13 protein-coding genes are annotated in these 16096 nt (G+C 65.3%); 7 read left to right on the plus strand and 6 right to left on the minus strand.

Annotated features, from left to right (window positions below):
- Nucleotides 1-9: 9 nt before the first annotated feature.
- A complete protein-coding gene (locus IV454_RS02090; protein ID WP_206089994.1) occupies nt 10-1524 on the minus strand; it encodes a DUF1800 domain-containing protein in 1515 nt (504 codons plus the stop codon).
- A gap of 191 nt (nt 1525-1715) precedes the next feature.
- Between IV454_RS02090 and IV454_RS02095 the strand changes: the two genes are divergently transcribed.
- The 6 genes from IV454_RS02095 (at nt 1716) to IV454_RS02120 (ending at nt 10180) form a co-directional block, all read left to right on the plus strand.
- The gene (locus IV454_RS02095) at nt 1716-2429 is read left to right on the plus strand and encodes a CerR family C-terminal domain-containing protein (RefSeq protein WP_206089995.1); all 714 of its coding nucleotides are present in this window, start codon (nt 1716-1718) and stop codon (nt 2427-2429) included.
- On the plus strand, nt 2426-3808 hold the full coding sequence (locus IV454_RS02100) for an efflux transporter outer membrane subunit (RefSeq protein ID WP_206089996.1): 1383 nt from the start codon (nt 2426-2428) through the stop codon (nt 3806-3808). The genes IV454_RS02095 and IV454_RS02100 overlap by 4 nt, the downstream gene beginning before the upstream one ends.
- A 54-nt stretch (nt 3809-3862) precedes the next feature.
- Nucleotides 3863-5053 carry an efflux RND transporter periplasmic adaptor subunit gene (locus IV454_RS02105; protein ID WP_206092511.1) on the plus strand — a complete coding sequence of 397 codons (1191 nt, stop codon included), beginning with the start codon at nt 3863-3865 and terminating at the stop codon, nt 5051-5053.
- Nucleotides 5054-5062: 9 nt separating this feature from the next.
- Nucleotides 5063-8182 carry an efflux RND transporter permease subunit gene (locus IV454_RS02110; RefSeq protein WP_054264366.1) on the plus strand — a complete coding sequence of 1040 codons (3120 nt, stop codon included), beginning with the start codon at nt 5063-5065 and terminating at the stop codon, nt 8180-8182.
- A 240-nt stretch (nt 8183-8422) separates the two neighbouring features.
- Entirely contained in the window at nt 8423-9121 is a 699-nt protein-coding gene (locus tag IV454_RS32630) for a PEP-CTERM sorting domain-containing protein (protein WP_054264367.1), read from the plus strand.
- Nucleotides 9122-9499: 378 nt separating this feature from the next.
- Nucleotides 9500-10180, plus strand: coding sequence for a PEP-CTERM sorting domain-containing protein (locus tag IV454_RS02120; protein WP_206089997.1), 681 nt, complete (start codon nt 9500-9502; stop codon nt 10178-10180).
- A gap of 66 nt (nt 10181-10246) precedes the next feature.
- On the opposite strand, the gene IV454_RS02125 is transcribed toward IV454_RS02120, so the two are convergent.
- From IV454_RS02125 to IV454_RS02145, 5 genes are all read right to left on the minus strand, one after another.
- Entirely contained in the window at nt 10247-12661 is a 2415-nt protein-coding gene (locus tag IV454_RS02125; protein ID WP_206089998.1) for a catalase, read from the minus strand.
- 164 nt (nt 12662-12825) lie between these two features.
- The gene (locus tag IV454_RS02130) at nt 12826-13251 is read right to left on the minus strand and encodes an ElaB/YgaM/YqjD family protein (RefSeq protein ID WP_229522012.1); all 426 of its coding nucleotides are present in this window, start codon (nt 13249-13251) and stop codon (nt 12826-12828) included.
- Nucleotides 13252-13620: 369 nt separating this feature from the next.
- Nucleotides 13621-13962 (minus strand): hypothetical protein, encoded by a 342-nt coding sequence (locus IV454_RS02135; RefSeq protein ID WP_206089999.1) that lies wholly within the window; start codon nt 13960-13962, stop codon nt 13621-13623.
- Nucleotides 13959-14144 (minus strand): hypothetical protein, encoded by a 186-nt coding sequence (locus IV454_RS02140; RefSeq protein WP_206090000.1) that lies wholly within the window; start codon nt 14142-14144, stop codon nt 13959-13961. The genes IV454_RS02135 and IV454_RS02140 overlap by 4 nt, the downstream gene beginning before the upstream one ends.
- A 114-nt stretch (nt 14145-14258) precedes the next feature.
- Nucleotides 14259-14489: a helix-turn-helix domain-containing protein gene (locus tag IV454_RS02145; RefSeq protein WP_206090001.1), complete on the minus strand. Its 231-nt coding sequence runs from the start codon at nt 14487-14489 to the stop codon at nt 14259-14261.
- Between the two features lie 84 nt (nt 14490-14573).
- On the opposite strand from IV454_RS02145, the gene IV454_RS02150 reads away from it, so the two are divergent.
- On the plus strand, nt 14574-15368 hold the full coding sequence (locus tag IV454_RS02150) for a LexA family transcriptional regulator (RefSeq protein ID WP_370663767.1): 795 nt from the start codon (nt 14574-14576) through the stop codon (nt 15366-15368).
- Nucleotides 15369-16096: the final 728 nt, after the last annotated feature.

A 16096-nucleotide genomic window follows, 5' to 3' on the forward strand; every position in this document is an offset into this window, starting at 1 on the left:
TTCCTTCGCTTAGTGCTGCATGAAATCGGGGCCGCCGAGCAGCATTGCCGCCCGCAGCGCGATGGGACTGGCCGCGACCATGTCCCGGGTGCGAACCGACACGGTCGAACCGAGGGTCGATTCGAGCTGCTGCGGGTCGAGCGGCGCCGGCGTGACCGAGCTGGCCGCCGGCAGCGGCGCCGGCTGCGCACCGGCCCCCAGCGGCAGGCGTCCCGCGCCGAGCGCCGTGGCGAACACGATGCGCCGGGTCAGCGCATGAGGGTTCATCCAGGCCGCCTCGGTATTCTTGTAGCCGTCCGGGGTCTGGCAGCCGTACAGCGGCATGCCGAGCTGGTTCATGGCCGCAAGCAGCGGTCCGATGTCGTCCAGCGGCGCGGCACTGGCGCGCGCCGCCGACACCACATACCGGTACGGGGTCTTGAACTTGGCGCCGACACTGGCCGGCGCCATGAATTCGTCGCTGGCGAACAGCACGCGCAGCACGGCGCGAATGTCGCCGGCGCTGGTTTGCCAGGTGCGCGCCATGCGCTCGACCAGCGCCGGCGGCGGCTCGTCCTGCACGAAGTACTGGGCCAGCTTGTAGCTCAGGTGGCGCGCCGTGGCCGGATGCACGGCCAGCACGTCGAGCGCCATCTCGCCTTCGGCCTGGCCCTGCGCCGGCACCGCGCGTCCCAGCCAAGTCTTGGCACCCTGGTCGTGGCGGCGCGCATCGAAGCGGAAGAGCTGGTCTTCGCCGATCAGGGCGCGCTGGTTGTAGGTCCAGCCGGTCAGCATGCGTGCCAGTTCGGTCACGTCGCGCTGGGTATAGCCGCCGTCGACGCCGAGCGTGTGCAATTCCATCAGTTCGCGCGCATAGTTTTCGTTCAGGCCGCGCGGCTTGGCTTTGGCCCCCGCCCTGGCGTCCGCCGGCGCGGGACCGGCCGACAGGTAATTGTCGAGGTAGTACAGCATGGCCGGATGCCTGGCGGTGGCCCCCAGCAGCTGACGGAAGGAGCCGAACACGTAGGGCCGGATCGCATCGCGCTCGTAGCTGGCGACCAGCGCCTGCACATTGCCCTTGGAGGCGGCCACGTTGAAGTGGTTGAACCAAAAGTCGACCATGACTTCTTCGAGCTGGCGCGGACTGTAGATGGCGCGCAGCAGGCGTGCCTCGGCCGTCTCGCGGGCAATGCGGGCCACCACCGCGCGCCGCTGTGCCAGCGCGTCGGGCCCCTCGTCGCGTGCATTGCGGCGCGCTTCCTCGAATTCGCCCAGGGTCTTGCCGGCGCTGCGGTTGGGCGCTTCCAGGGCCGCCAGGCGCTCGCTCAACGCGGCCGGCAAGGCAATCGCTTCGGGTTGGAGCTGGCTGTCGATATAGGCGCGCACCCCGGAGCGGGTCACCCTTTCGAGGTCACCCGGCGCGGGCCCGAAAGCGATCCGGTTGAGCACATGCGCGGCCGCCTGTTGGGCGGGCAGCGGGTCGGCATGGGCCGTCACCAAGGCGGCGGCGAACAGGGAAAACAAGGCGAGCAAAGTCGGTTTCATGGGCAAGCCGATCGAAAAATGGCCGGGAATGTCCCTGCCTTGAAGGTATTGCGCCCGAGCGGACGAAAAGTTCCCGTTAATTTACGTACAAGATGGTTCACAATGTAACCCGAATGTAAAGTTGCGGCCGTTTAGTTAAAACGAACGCTTTAGTTATATCAATCGTTTGATTTTCGTGATTAAATCGCGGGATGGAAAAAACACCCACTTTACCGGCCGACGATGCGCGCCGCACGCGCTCGGACGGCGCCCAGTCGCGCGAGCGGCTGCTGCTGGCGGCGATCCGCCTGTTCGCCGAGCAGGGCTTCGCCAAAACCTCCACCCGCGAGATCGCGCTGGCCGCCGGCACCAACATCGCCTCCATCAGTTACTACTTCGGCGACAAGGCGGGCTTGTACCGTGCCGCCTTTACCGAACCGTCGCCCTGCGACCCGAACCTGGCCGTATTCACCGCGACCGACGCCACCTTGCGCGAAACGCTCGAAGGCTTCTATGCCGTCATGATGGCCGACCTGAAACGCGGCGACCTGGCGCGCATGTCGATGCGGCTGTGGTTTCGCGAGATGCTCGAACCGACCGGCGTATGGGACGAGGAAATCGACAACGGCATCAAGCCGGCCCACGCGGCGCTGATGATGGTACTCGGCCGTCACCTTGGCCTGGCCGCGCCCGACGACGACCTGCAGCGCCTGGCCTTTTCGCTGGTCGGCCTGGCGGTGCAGCTGATGGTCACGCGCGACGTGATCGACCGCATCAATCCCCACCTGCTGGAAAACGACGCCGCCATCGATGCCTGGATGGCGCGCCTGGTCGACTACGGCGAGGCGATGGTCAAGGCCGAACTGGCGCGCCGCAAGGCCGGCGCCGCACAACCGATTACAAAGCCACGAAAGAAGAAAGCATGAAGATAATCCATGTACTGAGTGCGGCCCTGCTGCCGCTGACCTTGGGAGGGTGCGCGCTGGCGCCGCCGGGCAAGATCGAGGCGCCGGTAGCGCCGCAATGGCAGGCGCCGCTGCCGCACAACGGCAGCCTGACCGACCTCTCTGGCTGGTGGCGCCAGCAGGGCGACCCGCTGCTGGGGCAACTGGTGGAGGCGGCGCAAACGGCCAGCCCCAACGTGGCCACGGCGCGTTCGCGCATCGCCCAGTCGCGCGCCGACCGCATCGCGGCCGGCGCCGCGTTGGCCCCGACCCTGGACGCGAGCATGAGCGTGAGCCGCGCCAACCAGCAAAGCACCCTGCCCGGCGGCACCTCCAGCCAGGCGGGCCTGGAAAGCGCGTGGGAGATCGACCTGTTCGGCGGCGCCCGCGCCACCCGCAACGCCAGCGAGGAACGCCTGGCCGGCGCGCGCGCCAGCTGGCATGACGCGAGGGTGACGGTGGCGGCGGAAGTGGCCAACCAGTATTACAGCCTGCGCGCGTGCGAGCAGTTGCTGGCGGTGGCCCGGCTCGACGCCGCCTCGCGCGAAGATACCGCTCGCCTGACCGGCCTGTCGGCCGATGCCGGCTTCCAGGCACCAGCCACGGCGGCCCTGGCACGCGCCAGCGCGGCCGAGGGCAAGAGCCGCGCCACCTTGCAGCGCGCCTTGTGCGATATCGATGTCAAGACCCTGGTGGCCCTGACCGCGATCGACGAGGCGGACCTGCGCGCGCGCCTGCTGGCCGGCACGCCGGTCACGCCGCCGCCGCTCGGCATCGCGGCCCTGCCGGCCCAGGTGCTGGCGCAGCGGCCCGATGTGTTTACCGCCGAACGCGAAGTGGCGGCGGCCAGCTTCGACGTCGGCAGCGCCCAGGCCCAGCGCTATCCGCGCCTGGCCTTGAGAGGCGCGATCGGGGCGGCCAACTTTCGCAGCGGCGGCGAGAATACCCAGCTCGATACCTGGTCGATCGGCCCGCTGGCCCTGACCCTGCCGATCTTCGACGGCGGGCGGCGCAGCGCCAACGTGGATGCGGCCAAGGCGCGCTACGAAGCGGCCGTGGTGTCGTACCGCGCCAGCGCGCGGCGCGCCGTCAGTGAAGTCGAGCAGGCGCTGGTGAACCTGAACAGCGCCGCCGACCGCAGCGCCGACGCCCAAGTGTCGCTGGACGGCTACCGCGCCGCCTTCCGCGCCGCCGAGGACCGCTACAAGAATGGACTGGGCAGCCTGCTCGAACTGGAAGACGCGCGCCGCACCCGCCTGGCCGCCGAGAACGCGGTCGTGACCCTGGAGCGCGAACGCAGCGCCGCCACGGTGGCGCTGTACCGCGCCGCCGGCGGCGGCTGGACCACCGCCTCGAACTGACCGCCCCGACACGATTACGGATAGAACACCATGAAAAACAATACCCCTTACACTTTGAAAAACCTCAAACTCAAACCGGCCGCCGCGCTGGTGATCGGCAGCCTGGTACTGGCATCGGGCGCACTGATGGCCGTGTCGTCCAATTCGATGGCCGCCGACGACAAGAAAGACGCGGCGCCAAAGCCGGCGCTGACGGTCACCACCACCAAACCGTCGCCCGCCTCCCTGGCCATCAAGCTGGGCGCCAACGGCAACGTCGCCGCCTGGCAGGAAGCGGTGATCGGCAGCGAGTCGGGCGGCCTGCGCCTGACCGATGTCAAGGTCAATGTCGGCGACGTGGTCAGGAAGGGCCAGGTACTGGCCGTGTTCTCGGCCGATTCGGTCAACGCCGACGTGGCGCAGGCGCGCGCCGGCCTGCTCGAAGCCGAAGCGAATGCCGCCGAAGCGGTGGCCAATGCGGCCCGCGCCCGCACCCTGGAAACCTCGGGCGCGCTGTCGGCCCAGCAGATCAGCCAGTACAAGACGGCCGAGCAGACCGCCAAGGCGCGCATCGCCTCGGCCAGGGCAGCCCTGTCGTCGCAGCAGCTGCGCCTGAAATACACGCAGGTGGTCGCGCCCGACGACGGCGTGATCTCGGCGCGCGCGGCCACCGTCGGTTCGGTGGTCGGCGTGGGCACGGAACTGTTCCGCATGATCCGCCAGGGCCGCCTGGAATGGCGCGCCGAAGTCACGGCGGCCGAACTGGCGCGCATCAAGCCGGGCACCAGCGCCGTGGTCAAGGCGGCCAACGGCAGCGAACTGACCGGCAAGGTGCGCATGATCGCGCCGACCATCGATCCCCAGACCCGCTCCGCGCTGGTGTATGTGGACCTGCCATCGGCTACCGCTTCGGCTACGGGGGCGAACGCGCCGTTCAAGGCCGGCATGTTCGCCAGCGGCCAGTTCGAGCTGGGCACCTCGGACGCCATGACCGTGCCGCAGCAGGCGGTGGTGGTGCGCGATGGCTTCAGCTATGTGTTCCGCCTGAACCCGGATAGCCGGGTCAGCCAGCTCAAGGTGCAGGCCGGACGGCGCCTGGGCGAGCGCATCGAAGTGACCAAGGGCTTGACTGCCGATTCGCTGGTCGTGGTCAGCGGCGCGGGCTTTTTGAATGAAGGCGACCTGGTACGCAATGTCCCCGCGACCGCGCCGGTGAGCGCGTCGGCGACCGCGTCGGCTACCGCGCCGGCTGGCGCGGCAAAATAAGGAACCACCATGAATTTTTCATCCCTATCAATCAAGAACCCGATACCGGCGATCATGCTGTTCGCGTTACTGACCCTGGCCGGCCTGCTGGCCTACAAGGCCAACGCGGTGCAGGACTTCCCGGACATCGAACTGCCGATTGTCACCGTCACCGCCACGCTCGATGGCGCCGCGCCGGCGCAGCTGGAAACGGAAGTGGCGCGCAAGATCGAGGATTCGGTCGCCACCTTGCAAGGCGTGAAGAACGTCTACACCAAGGTGCTCGATGGCGTGGCCACCGTGACGGTCGAATTCATCCTCGAGAAAAATATCTCGGAAGGCGTGAACGATGTGCGCGATGCGGTGGCGCGGGTCAAGGCCGACCTGCCCGCCGAAATGCGCGACCCGACCGTGACCAAGGCTTCCACGGCCGGCCGCGTGATCCTTACCTTTACCGCCGCCGCGGCGCCAGGCAAGGGCGGCGTGCCGCTGGACGACCAGGAACTGAGCTGGTTCGTCGACAATTCGGTCGCCAAGCGCCTGCTCAATGTACCTGGTGTGGGCGCGGTCAAGCGCGTCGGCGGGGTGGCGCGCGAGATCCGGGTGGAACTCGACGATGCCCGCATGGCGGCGCTGAAGGTGGCGGCCGTGGACGTGTCGCGCCAGCTGCGCAGCGTGCAGCGCGAAGCGCCGGGCGGGCGCGGTGACGTTTCCGGCGCCGAGCAGTCGGTGCGCACCATCGCCACCGTGCAGACGGCCGACCAGCTGGCGGCGATGGACATTCCGCTGCCGGACGGACGCCGCGTGCGGCTCGACCAGATCGCGAGCGTGACCGATACCGTGGCCGAGCCGCGTTCGGTGGCCGAACAGGATGGCAAGCGCGTGGTCGGCTTCGAGATTTTCCGCACCAAGGGCGCCAGCGAGATCGCGGTGGCCGAAGGCACGCGCGCCGCCATCGCCGAACTGCGGGCGGCGCATGCCAACGTGGCTTTGACGGAAGTGATCGACAATGCCCAGCCGGTGCAGGAAAACTTCCACGGCTCGATGGAGCTGCTGTACGAAGGCGCGATCCTGGCGGTGCTGGTGGTGTGGTGGTTCCTGCGCGACTGGCGCGCCACCCTGGTGGCGGCCGCCGCGCTGCCGCTGTCGGTGATTCCCGCCTTCCTGGGCCAGTACCTGTTCGGCTACACGCTCAATACCGTGACCCTGCTGTCGCTGGCGCTGGTGGTGGGGGTGCTGGTGGACGATGCGATCGTCGAGATCGAGAATATTTCGCGCCACCTGCGCATGGGGAAATCCCCGATGCAGGCGGCCATGGAAGCGGCCGACGAAATCGGCATGGCGGTCATCGCCACCACCTTCGCGCTGGTCGCGGTGTTTTTGCCGACCGCCTTCATGGGCGGCATCCCGGGCCTGTTCTTCAAGCAGTTCGGCTGGACCGCGGTGCTGGCGATCCTGGCTTCGCTGGTGGTGGCGCGCCTGCTCACGCCGATGATGGCGGCCTACATCCTCAAGGACTTGCCGCATGAAGAGGAAAAAGACGGCTGGGTGATGCAGCGCTACATGGCGGCCATGCAGTGGTGCCTGAAACACCGCCTGGTCACCGCGATCGGCTCGGGCCTGTTCTTTGTCGGTTCGATCATGCTGGTGCCGCTGCTGCCGACCGGCTTCGTGCCGGCGGCCGACCGCGCCCAGACCATGATCAACGTCGAACTGCCACCCGGCTCCACCCTGGCCGAGACGCGCGCGGTGGCCGAACGGGCCCGCGTGGCGGCGATGGAAGTGCCGGGCATCAAAGGCATCTTCAGTTCGATCGGCGGCGGTTCCAGCGGCGACGCCTTCGCCCCGGGCGCCTCGGCCGAAGCGCGGCGCGCGGTGCTGACCCTGACCACCTTGCACCGCAACGACCGCAAGGAATCGATGGACCAGCTGGAACGCCAGATCCGCGCCAAGCTCGATCAGATCCCCGGCGCCAAGTTCAACGTGGGCCCGCAGGATACCGGCGTCAAGATGCAGCTGGTGCTGCGCAGCGAAGATGCGCTGGCGCTGACCGGCGCGGCGCAGGCGGTGGAACGCGAACTGCGCACCCTCAAGGGCGTCGGCAATGTCAGTTCGAGCGCCTCGCTGGTGCGTCCGGAAATCATCGTGCGTCCCGACTTTGCCAAGGCGGCCGACATGGGCGTGACCGCGGCAGCCATCGGCGAGACGGTGCGCGTGGCCACCGCCGGCGACTATGACACGGCGCTGACCAAGATGAACCTGAGCGAGCGCCAGGTGCCGATCCGGGTCAAGCTGCCGGACGCGGTGCGGGCCGACCTGGCGGCGCTGGGCCGGCTGACGGTACCGGGCAAGAACGGCCCGGTCATGCTCGACAACGTGGCGGCAATCACGATGGAAAGCGGCCCGGCGCAGATCGACCGCCTCAATCGCAGCCGCAATGTGACCCTGGAAGTGGAGCTGTCGGGCCGCTCGCTGGGCGAAGTCAATGACGAAGCGCGCAAGCTGCCATCGATGCAGAAACTGCCGGCGTCGGTGAAGATCGCCGAACTGGGCGACGCCCAGGAGATGCAGGCGCTGTTTGCCAGCTTCGGCCTGGCGATGCTGATCGGGGTGCTGTGCATCTATGGCGTGCTGGTGCTGCTGTTCAAGGACTTCATGCAGCCGGTGACGATCCTGGCGGCGCTGCCGCTGTCGATCGGCGGCGCCTTCGTGGCCCTGCTGCTGACCGGGAAGGCGCTGTCGATGCCGTCCATGATCGGCCTGATCATGCTGATGGGGATCGTGACCAAGAACTCGATCCTGCTGGTCGATTACGCGATCCTGGCGCGCCAGGCCGGCATGGACCGTTTCGATGCGCTGGTCGACGCCTGCCACAAGCGCAGCCGCCCGATCATCATGACCACCATCGCCATGGGCGCCGGCATGATGCCGCTGGCGCTGGGCTGGGGCGCGGACCCGAGCTTCCGCTCGCCGATGGCGATTGCCGTCATCGGCGGCCTGATCACATCGACTTTGCTCAGTCTGCTCGTGGTGCCGGCGGTGTACACCTATATCGATGATCTGGAACACTTGCTCAAGCGCGGCATGCACTATCTGCGCAAGGACAAAGCCGTCCCGCGGCGCAGACAGGCGCTCGATCTGAGCGAGTAAATGACCGGGTAAGAAACGCTGCCCGCCCCTGCCTGAACTGAAACGCCAGCCTCGTGCTGGCGTTTTCATTGGTCGACCCCAAGGCATTTCGTTGTAAATTCGTCAGCTTTGTTATGAAAATATAACTTATTTACTTGAATCTCACTCATGCGTCAGGTAGTATGCGCCTCGCATATTGCATTTACGTCAAGCACTGCCGAACCCCCGCAATGCTACTCGAACAATTCCACTGGAAACGACATGAAAAACATTGCTAAACATATCACCATGGGCGTGGCACTCTGCACGTCCGTCCTGTTCGCTTCGAGCGCGCACGCGACCTGGGCCGGCAATACCGCCAAGACCGACGTCAAGCTCAACGGCGCCAGCGCCGATGCGGTCGACTATGCCTTGCTCGTCAATCCGCAAGGCTTTTTCGCCACCAAGGGCGGCAGCGGCGGTTTTGCCAGCGACTTTGCCCTGTACGGCTCGAAGCAGGGCTGGACCGCGATGGCTGCTTTCGGCAGCCAGGCCGACGATGGCGATGCCGTCTCGACGCACAAGCTGGGCACCAACCTGACCTTCACCTTCGACAAGACCGATGGCCGCCATGGTTCCTGGACCGTGGCCAACAACGACGCCAAGAATAATGTCAAACTCGACCTGGTGTTCGCCATGTACGGCGGCATGGGCAGTTCCGCCTTTTTGTTCGACAACGAAACCCTGGCCGCCGGTTCCACCAGCAACGGCAGCTGGACCTTCAACGGGCTGACCCTGTTCGGCAACAAAGCCAACTACGGCAACCTGACCATCTTCGCGCGCGACGTCAGCAAGACCGCCTTCGAAGTGCCGACGACCCCGGTACCGGAACCGGAAAGCTATGTCATGCTGCTGGCCGGCCTGGGCCTGATCGGCTTCATGTCGAATCGCCGCAAGCTGGCGCAGCCGCTGTTCCACTGATCCGCCTGGTGTGATGCATGCAGAAACGCCAGCCTCCGCGCTGGCGTTTTTGTTGGTTCGTAACAACGGCCCGCTGGCACCCGCCATCGGCATCATTGCCTGGCCCGGACCCAGGCCAGCCGCGCTGTTGAGCCTGTTGCGCCAGTATCCGGCGCGCAGTACATTGCCCAGTATCAATTTTACTGTGCATGAAAGTTGTATAACCGTCAGTTTCATTACATTAATATAAATTCCCTTCTTGAATCTAATCAATACCTGCGGTACTATCTGTCCTGTACCCCTGCATTTGCATCAAGCGCTGCCTAATCCCCGCAATGCTTCTCCATCCATTTCTCCATCATCGGGAACGACATGAAAAACATTGCCAAAACGATTAGCTTGACCGCAGCCCTTTGCTCTGGCGTGCTGTTCGCCGGCAGCGCGCATGCGGCTGCGAGCGGCAGCGCCGGCAAGACCGCCAAGAGCGACGTCAGCCTGAACGGCGTGAGCGCCGATGCGGTCGACTATGCCGGCGGCGTCAATCCCCAGAGCGGCAACGCCACCAAAGGCGGCAGCAGCGGCTTCGCCACCGACTTCGCCCTGTACGGCTCGAAGCAGGGCTGGACCTCGATCGCCGCCTTCGACAGCAAGGCCGACAATGGCGTTGCGATCACCACGAGCAAACTCGGCACCAGCCTGACTTTTACCTTCGACAATTTTGACGGCCGCCATGGTTCGTGGACTGCCGTGAACAACGACGTCAAGAACAATGTCACGCTGGACCTGGTGTTTGCCATGCACACCGGCGGCGGCAGCTCGGCCTGGCTGTTCGATAACGAAGTGCTCGGCGCCGGCGCGAAAAGCACGGGCAGCTGGACCCTGAACGCACTTAACCCGGGCGGCAAACTGGCCGATTACTCGAACCTGACCATTTTCGCGCGCGACCTCGGCAAAACCGCTTTCCAGGTGCCGACCACCCCGGTTCCGGAACCGGAAAGCTATGTCATGCTGCTGGCCGGCCTGGGCATGATCGGCTTCATGTCGAATCGCCGCAAGGGCGAGTACGACACCTTCCGCTGATTCGCAATCGGCTTCCCGGGACCAAAAAAACGCCAGCATCGCTGGCGTTTTTTTTGGCCTGTCCGCTCAGACTCCCGGCGGATCGGTTTCGCGCGCGAAAGAGCGATGAGCGGCCAGTGCCGTCTTGAACGCGGCCAGCGCCGGCGCCAGTGCGCCCGCTTCGGTCCCGATCAGGGCCGGGTCGGCCGATCCGTCCGGCAGCGCCGGCGGCACACCCGCCTCTTTCAGCAGCGCCGCGCCGGCTCCCACCACCAGGATCGGCTTGCAATGACGATACTGTTCGCGCACGAAGTCGAGCGCATGGGCATCGCGGCCGAGCACGGTGACAGCGTCGCCATCGGGCACGACCACCGCGTCGTACAAGACCGATGGTCCGGCTTCCAGGGTGATTTCGACGTCGAGGGTAGCGCCATCGCTGGTCTTGACCTTGCCCAGCTGGCTGGCCACCACGCGCGGCACGGCGCCATCTTCCAGCAAGGCGCTGTAAATCGCGCGCACCATGGCGCCATCGACGCCATTGGCGACCAGCAGCGCCACCTTGCGCGTGCGGATCCCGGTTTCGCCCGGACGGCTGAGCAAGGACAGGGCCGGCGACGGCTCGTACTCGTGCATCGGACGGCTGCTCGCCAGCGGCAGCGGCGCCGGCACCTCCATGCCCAGGCCGCCCGCAACGGCACCAGCCAGCACCGGGTTCACATTGGCCAGGGTGGCCAGCACGCGCTCGCGCACGGCCGGAGTCTGCACGCGCGTGAGCTCGAAGCGGAAGGCGGCGGCGATATGGGCTTGTTCGACCGGGCTCTGGCTGTTGAAGAACAGGCGCGCCTGGGAATAGTGATCGGCGAACAGTTCCGGATTGCCGCGCACCTTGTCTTCGGAAATCGTTTGCGGGAAGCTGGTGAAGCCTGACTTCATGCCCGCCTGGAAGGGGCAACCGCCCGCGAGCGAGTTCGGCTCGTAGTTGACCCTGCCGCGGTGGATGGCCTGGCGGTGCATGCCTTCACGCTGGTTGTTTTGCACTTGCACGACAGGCGAATTGACCGGGATTTCGTGGAAATTCGGGCCACCCAAGCGGCTGATCTGGGTATCGAGGTAGGAATGGATACGGCCTTGCAGCAGCGGATCGTTACTGAAATCGATGCCGGGCACGATGTGGGCGGTACAGAAGGCGACTTGTTCCGTTTCGGCGAAGAAGTTGTCCGGATTACGGTTGAGCACCATCTTGCCGACCGGCGTCAGGGGAACCAGTTCCTCGGGCACCAGCTTGGTCGGATCGAGCACGTCGAAGGCGAACGATTCGGCCTGCTCTTCGGTGAAAATTTGCAGCGCCAGCTCCCACTCGGGGAAATTGCCGCCGTCGATGGCTTCCCACAGGTCGCGCCGGTGGTAGTCGGGATCGGCGCCCACCAGCTTGGCGGCCTCGTCCCAGACCAGGGAGTGGGTGCCCTGCAGCGGGGTCCAGTGAAATTTGCAGAACACCGACTCGCCTGCCGCATTGACCAAGCGGAAAGTGTGCACGCCGAAACCCTGCATGGTGCGGTAGCTGCGCGGAATCGCGCGGTCCGACATTTGCCACAGCAGCATGTGGGTCGATTCGGGCATCAGGGAAACGAAATCCCAGAAGGTATCGTGGGCGCTCGACGCTTGCGGCATGGCGTGGTGCGGTTCGGGCTTGACCGCGTGCACCAGGTCGGGGAATTTCATGGCATCCTGGATGAAGAAGACAGGCATGTTATTGCCGACCAGATCCCAGTTGCCTTCGTCCGTGTAAAACTTGACGGCGAAACCGCGCACATCGCGCACCGTATCGGAGGAACCGCGTTCGCCGGCGACGGTCGAAAACCTGGTGAACACGGGGGTGCGCTTGCCGGGCTGGGCGAACAGCGAGGCGCGCGTCACCGCGCTCAAGTCCTGGTAGCTCTCGAAATAACCGTGGGCAGCGGAGCCGCGCGCGTGCACCACGCGCTCGGGAATACGCTCATGGTCGAAATGGGTGAGTTTTTCGCGCAGGATGAAGTCTTCCATCGCGGTCGGTCCGCGCAGGCCGATCTTGAGCGAATGCTGGTTGTCGGCGATCGGCACGCCCTGGTTGGTGGTCAGGCGCTGGCCGCCGCCGTCGACGCGCACCCTGTCGAGCGGGCCCACGGTCGGGTTGGCACCCTGCGGCGGCACGCCGGCCCCGAGCTTGGCGGAGGCGATGGTTTCGGTGCTGGTGCTGCCGGTGGCGGCCGGGGTCGATGGCTCGGCCGTCGCGCCAGGCGGCGGGGTGCGCGCTGCATCGCCGTACTCGGCCGGCTTGTTGGGGTTGAAGGGCATCGCGGCGGCGAGCTGTTGACCGGCAACGGTTTTGATCAGCAACTGCGCGGCGACCGGATCGCTGCTGCCCAGGCTAGCCGGAGGCTGGGCGTTGGAGGGACCGGAGACGGTGCTCAGGATGGAGCCGGCGCCATCTTCCGTGGCGCCCGTTTTCTTGCGTGTGACCATTAAATACCTCAACTAGAAAGTGTATGACGAGAGACCGGCGCGGGAATGCGACACCACCGGCCTGGGCACGGTAGTGAAACGATCAAAACGGGAGTGTGGGGACGTAGCGGCTTGACCCGGACGGCGTCAGCCGGCCGGGCCATGCGGGCGCATGAGCGCGCTGATCAGTTACGACGGCCCAGCAATTTCGAGAGCGTATAGCCGATGCCCAGGGCGACCAGGACCGAGGTCGCCGGGCTGGTGCGGACATAGTCGCGGCCGGTTTCTGCGAAATTTTTATAGGCATCGGTCAACTGGCGCGCTTTTTCGTCCATGCGGCCGGTGACGCCATTGAGGGCGCCGCTGACTTTGTCGACACTGGCGTGTGCGCTGGAGGCCAGGCGCTCGACCACTGGCTGGGCAGCATCGGCTGCCTTGTCGATGGTCTTGTGCATGTCGGCCGCACCCTTGCTCAGATCGCTACCTTTATTGTCGTCGCTACCCTTGTTGCCATCGTTGCGGCCGGCGCCGAGATCCTTGCCCATGCTGCTGCCCGAACCTTCGCTACCAATATTGCTTGCGTTGCCGCCATTCGATTTCTGATTGTCCATGATCCATTCCTCTAAAAGTTTTATACCAGCGCGGGTGGTGGCGCCCATAACGACGCCGAATACAAAAAATATAACGATTACTCTTCGTTCACTGTGCGCTGACTAACAGAGTTGCCATGCATGCCAGCAGGCATTGTTTTAGTGCATCGATGCCGGCCAGGCCCGCTCCCGGCATGCGAGCGCTGCGGGTATGTTCGCCAGCCGTGGCCCACGGCCAGTACGGCGCGCCGGCCACCCTCGCTTTGCCCTTGCCGCTCAGGTCGTACAGCCTGGAGCCGCGCGGATCGCTCTACGGATTGGCAGGCATCTTGATCCATTCTCGCGCCATTGATGAGCTCCGTGGCAGATCAGCACGTTCCAGAATCGCTATCAGCCAGCGGTATGGTGAGTATGCTGCGCCGCCCGCCCGAACAAAGCGGCGACCAGCGGATCGCGGAAAGGGTGGCCCTTCCATTCGGCCGCCAGGAGGCGCTGGATCGGGTGCGGGTCGTGCTCGGCGGCGGGCGCATTGGCGGCCTTGTACACCATGCGCGCGCGCCGGGTGCGCGGATCGCGCGCGATGACGCCCTCGCGAAACAGCAGCAGGCATTGCTGGCGCACCTGTTCGGCGTCCGCACCAAGCCGCTGCGCCAGCGGAATGACTTGCGTGGGGCCGTCGTCCAGGGCCCTGACGATGCTGGCGCGCAGTGCATCGATCCTGAGGGCTTTCATGCCATCCTCCAGTAGCTGTCGATGGCGTTGGCCAGGGCGTCGTCATCGAGCCGCTGGCGCAGCTGCATCAGTTCCGCGCTGACGCCGCGCAGCGCAAAGGTGGCGTTGCGGCCGTCGCGCCAGGCACACGCCATGGCGAGCACCTGGCGTGCCTCGTGATTGAGTTCCGGTAGAACGGTCATGTATCTTCCTCGCTTAAGTGAGCGCCAGGGGCGCGGACATGGGGGCGCAGCCGCCATCGCTGCTGGCGATGGCGCTGGGCGGGGGATGAAACCGGGTAAAACGAAACAGCCGGGTCAGGCCCGGCGGGCGTCTCCGTGTGCGCCGCCGGGCGGCGCGTACACATTGTTGTGGCTGATCGTGGAGCCGGCCGGTGCCGCATGGCCGATCAGCCGGGCCAGCACATCGGGCGGCATCGATTGCCCGCCCTCGTAGTTGGAAACATTGCCTTGTAAAACATTGATCCCCTTCGCCATCACGGCCTGGGTAATGCCGAGCCGGACCCGGATGTGTGCGATGGAGTTCATAGGTGCTATATTAGTCTTACTAATTTGTTTTGTCAACAGTCCGACTAATTGATATTTATTAGTTTTCCTTATATTGTGCGAGCTATGCCAGCCCTCCCCCTAAACCAACACGAGCTCGCGGAAGCAGCGCAGCTCAAGCAACTCTTTATTGAGTGGCAACACGCGCGCCGCAGCCAAGGGCTGCCGGCGTCCCAGGAAGCAGCCGCCAACCAGCTGCAGTTCGGCCAAAGCGCCTTGAACCAATATCTCAACGGGAAAATCCCCTTGAATATCGACGTCGGCATCAAGTTTTCGAAACTGCTGGGGGTGCCGATCTCGGCGTTCAGCCCCGCGCTCGCCGCGCACGCCGACGACTTCGCCGCCGCCAAGGATGCGATGGCCATGGCGCAAACGCGCGAGCATGACTTCGGCATCGTCGGCAAGCGCATCACGGTCGATGCGCAGCAGGCCGAACAGATCCCCATCAAGAAGGTCAGCCTGACCTTGCGCGCCGGTGTGATGGGCTTCGAGGCCTCGCAGGAAGATTCCTCCGACAGCACGATCGACCTGCCGCGCCGCTTCATCGAGGAAAACAAGCTGGTGCCGCAATGCCTGCTGGCCATCGGCGTCAAGGGCGACAGCATGTGGCCTTTGATGATCGAAGGCGATGTGGTGGTCGTCAATATTGCCGATACCAAGCCCATCAACAACGAGTTTTACGCCGTCAATTTCGAGGGCGAAGCCGTGGTCAAGCGCCTGGTGCGCGACGGCCGCGAGTGGTATCTGGCGTCCATGAATCCGGACCCGGCCTACCACCGGCGCGCCTGCCGCGGCGGCGACTGCATCATCGTCGGAAGAGTGGTGCGCCAGGAAGCGCGCACCTTGATAGGCCGCGTCTGAGGTCACTGACGAGTCCGGCGGGAGGCACTACTTCCGCAGGCAGATCAGCAGCATCGACAGCTATCTGCAGCCCGCCCCGGCCGGCTGCGGTGCACCAAGGCCGGTATTGCCGGCTGGCGGTGCCGGCACAGCTTGCGCCCTTTCAAACGGGCGCGCTTGACGCCCCGATGGGCGCCGCCAGGATGGACCAATGAACGGCCCGTCACGAGGTGAAATCGAAGCACGTCTGGCAGCCCAGAAAAGCTGGACCCAAACGCGCGTCGCGGCAATCGACATGGATGTAAAAACGCTGCTCGTGCGCATGGATGAGCGCGACCGTTTGGAAGCGGAGCGGCGGCCCAGGGCGGGAAAATGCGCCTGCCGCTTCCCTTCGGCGGCGCGATCACGCTCGCGCCGGCAGTGGCACCATCGGAATATGCCCAGCTCGTACCCGCATGATGGACTGGCGCGTCGTGCCAAAATCACGGGCTACCTAGGCCACGGTCTCCCCTGCCGCGAGGCGGCCCGTTGCGTCGACTTGCTGCACTTTTGTCAGCGTTGACGGACGATCCAAGACCTTTTCTTCAGCGCGTGCGCGAGCGATACCGGCGTCGGTGCGCTCGATCAACGGGTCGCGTTCAAATGTCCAGAGTGACTGGCTTTAGCAAAGAAAGAGACGACTGCAAACGTCAGGAAGTATTGAGCGGCCGTCTTCAGATAAACAAGATTGACAAAAAATGGAGAAACTG

Origin of the sequence: Massilia antarctica (assembly GCF_015689335.1) — a bacterium.
Classification (GTDB): domain Bacteria; phylum Pseudomonadota; class Gammaproteobacteria; order Burkholderiales; family Burkholderiaceae_D; genus Telluria_A; species Telluria_A antarctica.